The 13,814-nt window shown below is 39.4% G+C and carries 10 protein-coding genes; 6 read left to right on the top strand and 4 right to left on the bottom strand.

Features of this window, described 5'->3' with window-relative positions; all coding sequences use genetic code 11:
- The first annotated feature begins 43 nt into the window (after positions 1–43).
- The 3 genes from BM015_RS18745 to BM015_RS18735 all read left to right on the top strand — a co-directional run bounded on the left by BM015_RS18745 (position 44) and on the right by BM015_RS18735 (position 2,675).
- Positions 44–1,051 (top strand): DHH family phosphoesterase, encoded by a 1,008-nt coding sequence (locus BM015_RS18745; protein WP_090662425.1) that lies wholly within the window; start codon positions 44–46, stop codon positions 1,049–1,051.
- 114 nt (positions 1,052–1,165) lie between these two features.
- Complete coding sequence (locus tag BM015_RS18740) at positions 1,166–2,128, top strand: FKBP-type peptidyl-prolyl cis-trans isomerase (RefSeq protein WP_177191960.1); 963 nt, start codon at positions 1,166–1,168, stop codon at positions 2,126–2,128.
- A 175-nt stretch (positions 2,129–2,303) separates the two neighbouring features.
- Entirely contained in the window at positions 2,304–2,675 is a 372-nt protein-coding gene (locus BM015_RS18735) for a hypothetical protein (protein WP_090662421.1), read from the top strand.
- Positions 2,676–2,778: 103 nt separating this feature from the next.
- On the opposite strand, the gene BM015_RS18730 is transcribed toward BM015_RS18735, so the two are convergent.
- From BM015_RS18730 to BM015_RS18715, 4 genes are all read right to left on the bottom strand, one after another.
- Positions 2,779–3,642, bottom strand: a complete 864-nt coding sequence (locus BM015_RS18730; RefSeq protein ID WP_090662419.1) for an MBL fold metallo-hydrolase — start codon at positions 3,640–3,642, stop codon at positions 2,779–2,781.
- 35 nt (positions 3,643–3,677) lie between these two features.
- Positions 3,678–4,991, bottom strand: a complete 1,314-nt coding sequence (locus BM015_RS18725; RefSeq protein WP_090662417.1) for an MFS transporter — start codon at positions 4,989–4,991, stop codon at positions 3,678–3,680.
- 101 nt (positions 4,992–5,092) lie between these two features.
- Complete coding sequence (locus BM015_RS18720; protein WP_177191959.1) at positions 5,093–5,536, bottom strand: PIN domain-containing protein; 444 nt, start codon at positions 5,534–5,536, stop codon at positions 5,093–5,095.
- Positions 5,537–5,571: 35 nt separating this feature from the next.
- A complete protein-coding gene (locus tag BM015_RS18715) occupies positions 5,572–5,814 on the bottom strand; it encodes a UPF0175 family protein (protein WP_090662414.1) in 243 nt (80 codons plus the stop codon).
- Positions 5,815–5,975: 161 nt separating this feature from the next.
- On the opposite strand from BM015_RS18715, the gene BM015_RS18710 reads away from it, so the two are divergent.
- The 3 genes from BM015_RS18710 to BM015_RS18700 all read left to right on the top strand — a co-directional run bounded on the left by BM015_RS18710 (position 5,976) and on the right by BM015_RS18700 (position 13,624).
- Positions 5,976–8,375, top strand: coding sequence for a 3-hydroxyacyl-CoA dehydrogenase/enoyl-CoA hydratase family protein (locus BM015_RS18710; protein WP_090662412.1), 2,400 nt, complete (start codon positions 5,976–5,978; stop codon positions 8,373–8,375).
- A 605-nt stretch (positions 8,376–8,980) separates the two neighbouring features.
- Positions 8,981–11,971 carry a SusC/RagA family TonB-linked outer membrane protein gene (locus BM015_RS18705; protein ID WP_090662543.1) on the top strand — a complete coding sequence of 997 codons (2,991 nt, stop codon included), beginning with the start codon at positions 8,981–8,983 and terminating at the stop codon, positions 11,969–11,971.
- Between the two features lie 18 nt (positions 11,972–11,989).
- Positions 11,990–13,624, top strand: coding sequence for a RagB/SusD family nutrient uptake outer membrane protein (locus BM015_RS18700; protein WP_090662410.1), 1,635 nt, complete (start codon positions 11,990–11,992; stop codon positions 13,622–13,624).
- Positions 13,625–13,814: the final 190 nt, after the last annotated feature.

The following is a 13,814-nucleotide window of genomic DNA, read 5'->3' as shown; positions in this document are numbered from 1 at the left end:
TCATTTGACCGTGTGCTATTAAAGCCGCAATTTTGCCGCCTTTATGCAGCCGATAGCGCATTTATATCCATTACTGGAAGATAAAAGGAATATTGTAATTACCATGCATCAGAAGCCTGACGGCGATGCAATGGGTTCTGCACTTGCCTTATTTCATTTCCTTAAAAAAATTGGCCATAATGTTACTGTTGTTTCTCCCACCAACTGGGCGAAGTTTTTAAACTGGATGCCCGGCTGCAATGAAGTGGTGGATTTTGAGGCGCAAATGCAAAAGGCCACAGCGTTAACAGAAAATGCAGATATATTGTTCTGCCTCGATTTTAACGCCATGCACCGCACCAAAAAAATGGAAACGCTGCTGCTGGGCATTAAATGCGTAAAGGTGCTTATAGATCATCATGAACAGCCTGCTGAAGAACATTTTGATTATGGTGTGAGTAATATTCTTAAAAGCTCCACCTGCGAAATGGTGTACGATTTTATTGTACAATCGCCTTTTGCAGATAAGCTTGATCTTGATATGGCAACCTGTATTTATACCGGAATTATGACAGATACGGGTTCTTTCCGGTTTGCCATTACATCAGCACACACGCATAAGGCCGTTGCACATTTAAAGGAACTGGGATTGAATCACAGCCTTATTCATGAAAACATTTACGATAATTTCCTGGAAAGCAGGCTGCGGTTTATAGGTAATGCGCTGCTAAACAGGTTGGATGTTTTGTATGAATATAATACAGCCGTAATGGCTATTTCAAGGTATGATCTTATGAAATACCAGATACAAACCGGCGATACCGAGGGGCTTGTAAATTATTTACTCACGATTGAAGGCATTAAGGTTGGTGCTTTATTGATAGACAGAACGGAAGAACGTAAATGGAGCTTTAGAAGCAAAGGGGATTTTGATGTGAATGAACTGGCGCGTAATCATTTTGAAGGCGGCGGCCATAAAAATGCGGCAGGCGGCAGAAGCTCCGATACGCTGGAAGAAAGCCTTAAAAAATTTAAAGAAGTAATTAAACTATACGAAAAACAGTTAGCATAAAAATCTGTATAAACAAAAGCAAAAAAATGAAACCGAGCATGATAATTTTTCTCACATAGGGGATGTGCATAGCGAGGTTCCATGAGAGCATTAAAAAAAACAAAAAATATACGAATGAAAAGAACATTGATAGCGGCGATGCTTATTACAAGTTTAGCCGCCTGCAGCATGAATTACGAACAAACGCCTTCCGGCCTTTCCTATAAAATATTCAAGGGCAACGGAACTGAGAAACCCAAAGCCGGTGAATTTATAAAGTTCAATGTGGAATTCAGGTTAATGGACCGTGATTCAGTTTTACAAAGCACTTTTGGCCATGTGCCCGGTTATGGCCCGGTTGATACCAGTAAAAGATCGGAATATTCTTTCATGGAAATAATACCGTTGATGAGTGTGGGCGATAGCGCTGTGGTGAGCATGAATATTGATTCCCTGGTAAATAAAAAAATGATACAGGGTTATGACGAACTTTTTGTAAAGGGACAGGTGATGGTAGCAAAAGTTAAGCTGCTGCAGGCTTTTAAAGACGAAAAAGCTGTAATGGCAGATTACGAAAAAGCAATGGAAGATGAAAAGAATAATGAGATTAAAGCAATAGAAGATTACCTGGCAAAAAATAACCTGAAAGGTGTTAAGGCAAAAAACGGCACTTATGCTGTTATTGAAAATGCCGGCGATCCGGCGCTGAAAGCTGATTCCGGCAAAAAAGTTTCTGTAATGTACCGTGGCAAATTGCTCACAACAGGCCATGAATTTGATACCAATATGGATAGCAGCAAAGGGCACACTGAACCGCTTGAATTTGTAGTGGGCGCACCGGGTATGATACCGGGCTTCAGCGATGGGCTGCCATTATTTGGTAAAGGTGGAAAAGGCAAATTGTATATCCCGGCCTTCCTGGGTTACGGGCAACAGCGGCAGGGCAATGAAATTCCCGCATTTTCAAACCTGGTATTTGATATAGAAGTGAAAGATGTAACCGATGCACCTGCACAGCCTGTAAATCCTATGCAACAGCAAATGCAGGAACAGATACAGAGAATGCAACAGCAAAAACAAGACAGCACACAAAAATAATACTGCATTAATAATTTGCAGACAGAAAGCAACGCAACAACAGCGTTGCTTTTTTGTTTGAAGTCAGGTTGTTTGTGTTAGTGATAATGGTTATTTATGATTAACAATGTTTTGATAAACGCAAAAAGAAAAACGTTATCTCATAATCATTGATTCACAGTAAAAAATCAACAACATGAAAAAAATCTTTACACTCTTTTTAACCTTGTTCATTATAAGTGCAGCCGCATTTTCACAGCCGTTTGCAGCGGCAGTTACATTTCGTACGCCAGCCGTACATTTTAGTTATGGAAAGCATTATGTGGAAACGTATTCACTTACAACTGTTGAGCGTGACCGGCAAATTGCAAACATTAATGCCGCTTATAACCAACAGGTGAGAGAAGCGATGAGCCTGCGCATTGCGGCTTCAAGAAAAATTGATCTTATACAGCAATTACAAAGGGAAAGGAATAATAAGATCGAAGCCGTAAATAATCGTTTTCTTGACTACAGGAATAAGCACAATTACAATCATTACGACAGGAATTTTAACTGGATAAAATAATATCAGCAGCAGTCAATACGCAAGCCTCTTCTGTTAACAGCGGAGGCTTTCTTTATGGAGTGAATCCAGGCAATCAGCCATGATTTTTTCAATTGAATAATTTTCACAATTCGTCCAGCTTAAAGATTACATCCTGCCTCACACCTTTTTCTGTTTGTTTCAGCGTGCAGCATTCGTGCTTGGGGTCATGCTCAAAAAATAAAATATAATCGTTGTTTAAAGCTTCCGTAAGAAAAGATTTCTTTTCATGCAAGGTGGTTAACGGAAACATATCATAACCCATTATGTAAGGCATGGGAATATGATGCACCGAAGGCAGCAGGTCGGCTACATAAACAATGGTTTTGTTTTTATATTTTATTTGCGGCAACATCATTTGCTGCGTATGGCCATTTACAAAACGAACGCTGATGTTATCATTAAAACTGTTTTCACCCAATGGCTCATCTGCTTCATTGTTTACACTTTCAATAAACTTCAATTGCCCGCTTTCCTGTATAGGCAATATATTTTCTTTTAAGAAAGATGCCTTCTCGCGGTCATTAGGATAAACGGCCCAGTTCCAGTGTTCCTGATTGCTCCAATAAGCAGCGTTTTTAAAAGCAGTGACGAGTTTATCGCCATCGCGGTCAACGCTGCCGCCGCAGTGATCAAAATGCAGGTGCGTTAAAATAACATCGGTAATATCATCTTTACCAAATCCTTTTTCTGCTAAAGATTTTTCAAGCGTGTGATCACCATGTAAATAATAATGGCTGAAAAATTTTTCGCTCTGTTTATTGCCCAGGCCATTATCAATTAGTATTAATCTGTTGCCATCTTCAATCAACAAACAGCGCATGGCCCATGTGCATAAATTATTTTCGTCTGCAGGATTTAATTTATTCCAGATTGATTTTGGAACAACGCCAAACATGGCGCCGCCATCAAGCTTGAATAATTCTGTCTCTATGCTGTATAACTTCATACCGTTTATTTTTAGCGCAAGATATATAAGCTTTATTATGCCTTAACTGTTAAAGACTGCTGTTTCTTCAGTGCAGAAAAAAGCCATATAAAACCAATAACAAAAAATACAATTAAGCTCAATACGGAGTTTTGCATATTGCCTGTAAGCTCTTCAATATAACCAAAAGCCAGCATGCCGATAACGATGGCGATTTTTTCGGTAAGGTCATAATAACTAAAAAATGAAGCTGTGTCTTTTGTTTCAGGCATCAGCTTAGAATAAGTGCTGCGGCTTAACGATTGTATGCCGCCCATTACCAAACCAACAGCCACGGATAAACCATAAAAAAAATATTCAGGGTTGCCACCTTTCATTTTATAATCAGCAGTAAAGTAAGCTGCAATGCAAATCAATATCCAGAATACAATTACACCCATTAATACTTTAAGGTTACCAAAAATATTGGACAGGCGGCTCATTAATATAGCGCCCGGAATAGCAACCAGTTGAATAATAACAACAGTAATGATGAGCTTGGTATCTTTTAATTGTAATAATTTGCTTCCAAATATGGTGGCAGCCAGCATAACGGTTTGTACGCCCATGCTATAAAAGAAAAACCCGCGGAGATACCGTTTTAATACAGGCATATTTTTTACTTCTGCATACACTTTTTTTACTGCCTGGAAACCGTTTTTAAAAACATTGCCTGTTGTTGCATTATTTCTTTTTACTTCCGGCACGCGGGCAAAAGTTATTTGCGCAAAGCCCGCCCACCAAATTCCAACCAGTAAAAAAGTAATGCGCGGGCCAAGATAATCAGGGTTGTCTGCCAGCAGCAAAACCAAAACAAAACCTATTAACTGCATAATTACGCTGCCGATATATCCAAATGAAAAACCTTTGGCGCTTATCCTGTCCTGGTCTTGCGGTAATGCTATTTCGGGAAGAAATGCATTATAAAAAACAAGGCTGCCCACATAACCCGCAGCAGCCATCATAAAAGCAATAATGCCCACCCATATATTATCTCCATGAAAAAAATATAAAGCACTGCAGCCGATAGCGCCCATGTAGCAGAAAAACCGCATGAAGTTTTTCTTATTGCCCCTTGTATCTGCAATGGAAGTAAGCACGGGATACAAAAGCGCAATAATAAAATAGGCCGCCGCCAAAGTATAATCATACAAAGAAGAATTGATAAATGTTCTGCCAAGCAACGGCACGTTTTCGCTGCCAAAAGCATGTTTTGTAACTGTGGTGAAATAGATAGGAAAAAAAGTAGTTGTAATAACTAAATTATAAGTGCTGTTTGCCCAGTCGTACATAGCCCAGGCATTAATAACTTTCTTAGGAGCAGTTTGCATAAAGCTGTTTATGGCGATGAAAGTAAATAATTTGAAGAAAAGGCAATTCTTATAGTCAATATTTACTTTACATTACTACAGGGCAAGGTATGCACCTAAAATTATATTTCATTTGCGTGGGTCAGTATAGCGCGGTAGATATTGTCTGAAATTCGAAATCCTTTTTTTATTAAACTATCTATGGATGATTTGATTTCTATTATTGAATTTTGCCGTTTGGCTGCCAGTAATACACCCATAACGCCTGTTACCATTAAACCTTCTCCTATCGCAATATTTCTACCTTTCAATTCATCAACCAAAATTACCTCAGCTTTTAACTCTTTGGCTAAAGCAATAGCCTCGGACTCTCCCTTGTCTAAAACAGCATTCAATCGTTTTACAAATTCTAAATCAGTAGCTTGTTTTACTTCAATCCAATATGCAGACTCAGACATCAGCCATTTTTTCTGATCATCAACAGCACATAACTCTTTATAAACATGAAGAGGAATGATAACCGTTTGAAACAACTGTTGCAAAAGATATACTTTATCAATTTGCATAAGGTAGGTTATGGGTGAAGTATCAGACACAACAATCATTTCCCGAAAAGTTTATCTATTGTGTCAACGTCCTGTTGGAGGCTTGCTTCGCTAAATCGTGAAATATTCCTTTTGGCTATTTCAGCTTCAAATTCTATGAAGCCAAGTCCACAAAATTCACGTGCCTTTCCAAGCCCAATAATATTTTTTTCGTAGAGCAAAAACGCTATCTCCGTTAGCAACTCTCTTTCGCTTATATTAGCTGTAGCTAAAATTTTATCGTCAATCACTATTGCCATTAGTCATATCATTTCATATAAAGATACAATTTTCATTTGTTGCTATTTTGCTTTGCCTGATTAAGTCTTTCCTATTCTCATAAAAGTTAATTTCAAAAATAGTTGCATAACTAACTATTTTTACTTTTGATTGTAAGCTTATAAACTTCAAATACAATTCAATGAAACGTTCTATAAAAAAAGTTGCTGTTTTAGGCAGTGGTGTAATGGGTTCAAGAATTGCCTGCCATTTTGCAGGCATTGGCGTACAGGTTTTATTGCTGGATATAGCAACGCCGGGCTGGGAAGGAAATAAGCTGCCTAAAAACAAATTAGTTAACGATGCTTTGCAGGCTGCTATCAAATCAAATCCTTCACCTGTTTATACAAAGGATGTTGTAAAGCGTATAACAACCGGCAACTTTGATGACAACATGAAAGATATTACTTCATGCGACTGGGTGATAGAAGTGGTGGTGGAAAGGCTTGATATAAAACAACAGGTGTATGAAAAGGTGGAACAGTTTCGCAAACCGGGAACATTAATCACAACCAATACTTCGGGTATTCCCATACATATATTATCGCAAGGCAGGAGCGAAGATTTTAAAAAGCATTTTTGCGGCACACACTTCTTTAACCCGCCGCGCTATTTACGCCTGCTCGAAATAATTCCCGCACCGGAAACCGATCAATCGGTCATAGATTTTTTGATGCATTATGGCGATGTTTTTCTCGGTAAAACAACAGTGCTCGCAAAAGATACGCCTGCATTTATTGCCAACCGCGTTGGCGTTTTCGGCATCATGTCCATCTTTAATACGATGGAGAAATTTGATTTAAGTATTGATGAAGTGGATGCATTAACCGGCCCCATTATCGGCAGGCCAAAATCAGCCACCTTCAGAACGGCAGATGTAGTGGGTATTGATACGCTGGTAAAAGTAGCCGATGGCGTTGCACAAAATTGCACTGATGATGAAGCAAGGGATTTATTTAAAATTCCGGCATGGCTGCAAACCATGATAGAAAATAAATGGCTGGGCGATAAAACCGGCCAGGGCTTTTTTAAGAAAGTAAAAATACCCGTTACAGAAGGCAGTCCTGAAGAAAGAAAAAGCGATAAAGAAATTTATACACTTGATTTAAAAACCCTTGAATACAAGCCTCGTACAAAAGCATCCTTTGGTTCTGTAAAAGCAGCGCAGCCAATTGAAGATTTAAAAACAAGACTGAAAGCATTATTTACAGCAAAAGATAAAGCCGGCGATTTTTACCGTCATTTTCATTATGCTTTATTCTCTTATGTTTCCAACCGCATTCCCGAAATAAGTAATGAATTATACAGGATTGATGATGCCATGATGGCTGGCTTTGGATGGGAGATAGGCGCATTTGAAAGCTGGGATGTTTTTGGTGTTGCAGAAACCGCACAGGCTATGAAAGCAGCAGGCTATCCCATTGCTTCATGGGTTGATGAAATGCTGGCAGCCGGCAACACATCTTTCTATAAAACAGAAAATAATACCAGCTTATATTACGATGTTGCTTCAAAAACATATAAACCTGTTCCTTCTGCGGGCAACTTCATCATTCTTGAAAATTATAAGAACAAAATTGTATGGAAAAACAGCAACGCCTGGTTATATGATATTGGTGATGATGTAGTGGCCTTGCAATGGCAAACCAAAATGAATACGATTGGCAGCGAAGTGCTGCAGGCGGTTAATAAAAGCATTGAGATAGCTGAAGATAAATTCAAAGGGCTTGTGATAAGCAACAGCGGCGCCAATTTCAGCGCAGGCGCCAATGTTGGAATGATATTCATGTACGCCATCGAACAGGAATACGATGAACTCGATATGGCCATACGCATGTTTCAGAACACTATGATGCGGGTGCGCTATTCATCGGTCCCTGTCGTAACAGCGCCACTTGGCTTAACGCTTGGCGGCGGCTGTGAAATGAACCTGCATGCCGATAAAGTATATGCAGCCGCAGAAACCTATATCGGTTTGGTGGAGCTTGGTGTGGGATTAATTCCCGGTGGTGGCGGCACTAAAGAATTTGTAGTACGGGCCGCTGATGAAATGCATGAAGATGAACCTGAAACCATCACTTTAAAAAACCGCTTCTTTACCATAGCAACGGCCAAAGTTGCTACTTCTGCTTTTGAAGGATACGATCTTGGTATTTTGCGCAAGGGCCACGATGAGGTTGTTATAAACCCGCAGCGCAGAACAGGCGAAGCCAAAAATGCGGTGATTGAATTATATAACCAGGGTTATGTTCAGCCCGTAAAAAGAACGGATATAAAAGTGTTGGGCCGTTCTGCATTAGGAGCTTTGTATGTTGGCATAAACAGCATGCGGCTTGCCAATTATGCAACAGATCATGATGCTTTGGTTGCAAGAAAATTAGCTTATGTAATGTGCGGCGGCGATTTAAGCGAACAAACTTTGGTGAGTGAACAATACCTGCTGGACCTTGAGCGCGAAGCGTTTTTAAGCCTGAGCGGGGAAAAGAAAACCCTGCAGCGTATTGAAGCGGTAATTAAGAAAGGTAAGCCAATAAGAAATTAATCTTTTCTCTTCTTAACGGAACTTCCCGGTTAATTTCTATCGCGGAAGCGATGAAAAATCAGTAAGGTAATTGAAATGATAGCTGTATAAACAACTGCTATTATTGATATAAGGACTGCACTCATAAATTGGGCTTAAACAGCTTTTGTAGTCACAAAGCAATTTGTACCGGGCTTATTATTTTTTTTGATTGCCTGCTGGTTAGTAAAATTTGTTAGTATTTAGTTGCTTTAAACATATACTCTACACCGTTGATCCTCACATATCCCATCCCAAAGGTTTTTCTTATATGATGCATAATAGCTGCGTTAATTAAGACAATGGATTTTGAAAAAACCGCCGCAATTTATACCAAAAAATATCATCCGCCTTTTTTTCTTCGATTATTTATGATTTTTTTTTGGCAGATTGTAAAATGAATTTATATTTACAATTGTAAAGTTGACAATTATTCTTTAAAGCATCAGTTAAAAAATGATTTTTACTAATTGTTTTATTGACTTTTATTTTATTGATGAACGATTGCTGGGATAACACCGATTGATTGCTTTAAAGGCCAATGTTGATTGCTGAATAACTTCTATTTATTAACCAAAAAATTAATTATGCGATTGCACAATCAAAATCGCAAGGCCATTTTTCGTGCCTTGACGTTGCTGCTGTTACTTTTATCTGCCTTCAATCCCAAACAGGCTGCTGCCCAAACACAGGAAATTAAAGGTGTTGTAAGGGATTCTGCTGCTGCCGCTATTGCCGGCGCCACAGTTTCGGTGAATGGTACAAAAAGAAATGTTATAACAGCGAACGATGGTTCCTTTACTATTAATGCGGCACCAGGCGACCAGCTGCGTATAACAGCCATTGGTTTTAGTGAACAAATAATTCCTGTTAGTGGTAAAGGTTTACTCACTGTTACCATGCTAACTGAAGTAAAAGCTTTAAGCGATGTGGTTGTGATTGGTTACGGCTCGCAACGCAGGGCCGATGTTACGAGTGCCGTTGCTTCGGTAAAACAGGAAAATTTTATAAAAGGCCCTGTGCAGGATGCCGGGCAATTGATACAGGGAAAAGTTGCGGGGTTAACGGTTTCTGCTCCGAGCGGCGATCCCACTTCTGGTACGCAAATTCTATTAAGGGGCAATACAACGCTTTTTGGTGCAAACACAAATCCGTTGGTATTGGTTGATGGTGTGCCCGGTTCTTTAACCACCGTGGCGCCGGAAGATATTGAATCGATTGACGTGTTAAAAGACGGTTCTGCTGCAGCCATTTATGGTGTACGCGGCACCAACGGCGTTATATTAATTACCACCAAACGTGCAAGCGGCAATAATATCAATACCGTTGAATATAATGGTTATGTAAGCACCGAAACTATTGCAAGAAAATTAGACATGCTTACTGCGGCAGATTACCGCGAACAAATTAAAGAAGGCATAAGGGACGCATCCTGGGATTTGGGAAGCAATACCGACTGGCTTGATGAAATTACCCGTACTCCTGTTTCGCAGGTGCATAATATAACCTTCCGCGGCGGCAACAGTAAAACAAATTATTTATTGTCGTTAAACTACCGCGCCTTGCAGGGGATTTTTTTAAGATCGAATAATAACACGTTTACCGGAAGGGCAGACATTAATCATAATATGTTTGATGATAAACTCAAGCTGAACCTTCAGTTGCTGAACCAAAATATTGATTACATACAAACAACCGATGGCGGTAGTTTTAATGGTTATACTTACCGCCAGGCATTGATCTATAACCCTACATCTCCTGTAAAAAATGAGGATGGCACCTGGTTTCAGCAGGTTGGTAATTTCAACTATGAAAACCCATTATCAAGAATATATGAAACCAGTGGAAAATACCAGGGTGTAAACACAAGGATTAATGCGAATCTTACATATACGCCTGTGATAGGTTTAAAGCTGAATGCATTGTTTTCTTACTCCCGTCTTAATAATGAAAGCGGCTATTCGGAAACCAAGCAACATGTATCTACGCTCAGGGATGGTTTAAACGGGTATGCAGCAGTTGGCTCAACGCAATCTATTGACAGGCTTACAGAGCTTACGGCGGAATACACAAAATCATTCAAAGATCACCGCTTTTCATTGTTGGGCGGATATGGCTACCAGGAAAATGAATACTTCAATTTCTATGAACGGAATTATGATTTTCCTACCGACATATTTGATTACAGCAACATACAGCTTGGCAATGCTTTAAAAGAAGGTAAAGCAACTTTATACAGTTATAAAGGCGAAACAAACCTTATAAGTTTTTTCGGAAGGTTGCAATACAGTTTTGCGGATAAATATCTTTTGCTGGCAAGTATAAGAAGGGAAGCCGCCAGCCAGTTATATGGCGCTAAAAAACCCTGGGGCACTTTTCCTTCTGTATCTGTTGGATGGCATATTACAAAGGAAGGCTTTATGCTGCATCAAACTCTGTTTGATGACTTGAAGCTGCGTGCAGGTTATGGCGTTACAGGCAACCCGCCGGCTTCTTTATTCCTTGGCGTTGCACAAATAGGTTATGGGTCTTATAACTATTCAAACGGACAATGGATTCAAACCCTTGCGCCTACGCAAAACGCAAACCCATATTTAAAATGGGAAGAAAAACAGGAAACCAATATAGGGCTTGACTTCAGCATGCTTAAAGGAAGAATAAGCGGTAGCGCAGACTATTATATTCGTCGCATAAAAGGGTTGTTGTATAATTACCAGGTGCCAAGCCCGCCAAATTTGTATTCTACAACAGAAGCCAATGTGGGCACTATGGAAAATAAAGGCTTTGAAGTAATTGTAAACTTCATCCCTGTTCAAACCAAAAGCTTCCAATGGACAACCAGTGTTAATTTTTCAACCAATTCCAATAAGCTCATCAGTTTGTCAAATGACTTATACAAAGCAACCAGCGATTATTTTACTACTGGTTATACCGGCGAGCCCATTCAAACTTTTACGCATATTGTATATATAGGAAAAGGTATTGGGGATTTTTATGGATTTAAAGTAACCGGGTTAGATGATAACGGCAAATGGATATATGAAGGGCAGGATGGAAAGCCGGTAAACTATGATGATTTTGCGCACAGTTTTGAAGATAAAAAAGTAATTGGCAATGGCCTGCCAAAATATTATGCAGGCTGGAATAATAACTTTAAATATAAGGCATTTGATTTGTCGATTACCATGCGCGGCGCTTTCAAATACCAGGTATTAAATTACCAGCGCATGTATTACGAAAACCCAACATTGCAGAATTATAACAGGTTAAAATCTGCTTATGATAAACCTTATGGGAAAGCGCTTTTAACTGCGCCGCTTGAATTCAACAGCTATTACATTGAAAACGGTGATTTCTGGAAAGTGGATAATATAGTGCTGGGTTATACATTCAGCCTGCATTCAAAATACATTAAAGGATTGCGCCTGTATGCAAGCACCATCAATACGCTTACTATAACCGGTTATAAAGGCATTGATCCGGAAGTGAACCGCCTTGGATTAAACCCCGGCGATGATGACCGCGATAAATATCCCACATCAAGAACCTACACATTTGGCGTTAACGTAACCTTCTAACGATAAAAAATCAATAACATGAACCGTTTTAAAAGTTTATATAAAGTTCTCGCCTGCATACTAATCATAGGACTATATACAGGCTGTACAAAACTGAAAGATAAAAGTGGCAGTGTAATTATTTCAGACCAGTTTAATCCAACAGCAGAGGATATACCTGCTATTACAGGTGCTGCTTATACTTATTGGCGCCAGGTATTGCTGTTATGGGATGGATTATGGCGTGCCCAGGAATTATCTGCCGACCAGGAAGTAATACCCGCAAGGCCCAATGGCTGGGTTGATGGCGGTGTTTACAAAAGAATTCATCAGCATGTATGGACGGCCGATGAAGGAATTGTTGTGAATACATGGAGCCGAACTTATGCAGGCATTACCACCTGCAACCGTATTATATACCAGATAGAAAATAATCTTATACCCATTACAGATTCAAGTATAAAACATGCAACTATTGCTGAAATAAAAGTATTGAGAGCATCTTATTACTATATCTTATGCGATTTTTTTGGCAACGTTCCCATCGTAACACAATTTGATTTGCCAACCGGTTATCTTCCTGAGCAAAACACAAGAAAAGAAGTATATGATTTTATAATAAAGGAGATAACAGATAATATATCGTTGTTAAGCACGGATAACAGTGCTGCTACGTATGGCACTTTTAATCAATGGGCGGCACACACGCTTTTGGCTAAAATGTATTTGAATGCGGAAGTTTATACAGGCACACCGGCCTGGGATAAATGTATAGAAGAATGCAATGCGGTTATCAATTCCGGCGCAGGTTATATGCTTGAACCGGATCAGAAAAATGTTTTTGCAACAGAAAATGAAAATTCAAAAGAAATCATATTTGGCCTGGCCATAGACAGCAAGTACACAACAGACTGGAATGCCTTTGACCTGCACATGCAAAGCCTTGAGCCGGAGAATCAGAAAACATATAATCTTATGACATCTCCCTGGGGTGGCATGTGTGCTATTCCGCAATTCATCAATTCTTTTGATGCCGATGATAGCCGTGTTAAAAATAACTGGATACAGGGGCAGCAATATGAATCGAACGGCTCAATATTGATAGGAAGCCTTGGCGCTTATAGCGGCAAGCCTTTGGCATATATAAATGAAGTGCCAAATATTGACGCTTCTGAAGAAGTGCATGGCTATCGCCTCGGAAAATTCGAAATTGCAATGGGCTCAGCCGTACAATTGGATAATGATTTCCCGCTCTTTCGTTATGCAGATATATTAATGATGAAAGCAGAATGCCTGCTGCGCACTGGCCACGCAGATGAAGCCGCCGCATTGGTAACACAGGTGCGGGAAAGGGCTTTTAAAGATAACCCTTCAAAAGCAACGGTTACCGCCGCAGATTTAATGAAAGGCAGCCATTATAATTATGGTTTGCGCTCCACATTAAACACCACAGAAGAAGGCGGTGCAGACATTAAATATGGCCGCATGTTAGATGAATTGGGTTGGGAGTTTGACCAGGAAGGAAGAAGGCGGCAGGACATGATCCGCTTTGGTGCTTTCACTGCAAAATCATGGTTTGACCATAAGGCAAGCGATGCCAATAAAGCATTGTTTCCTATTCCGCGTACAGAGCTTGAAAAAAATAGTAACCTGAAACAAAACCCCGGGTATTAATTATTATCTTTTATCTGTTATTAAAAACTATCAGCCGGTTTATAAGTGGCTGATAGTTTTTTAATTTTATATCATTACATTATTACAAAAGCGCTTCTCCATTTATTTTTATCATTATGACAATTATTTTTTTCCGCTGATTTACTTTTATAAAATACTTTTGACTAAACCTATTCACATAACTCAAAAT

The organism is Parafilimonas terrae (assembly GCF_900115755.1).
In the GTDB taxonomy this organism is placed as follows: domain Bacteria; phylum Bacteroidota; class Bacteroidia; order Chitinophagales; family Chitinophagaceae; genus Parafilimonas; species Parafilimonas terrae.
The sequence above is the reverse complement of the archived record's forward strand: the minus strand, read 5'-3'. Positions and strand labels throughout refer to the sequence as shown.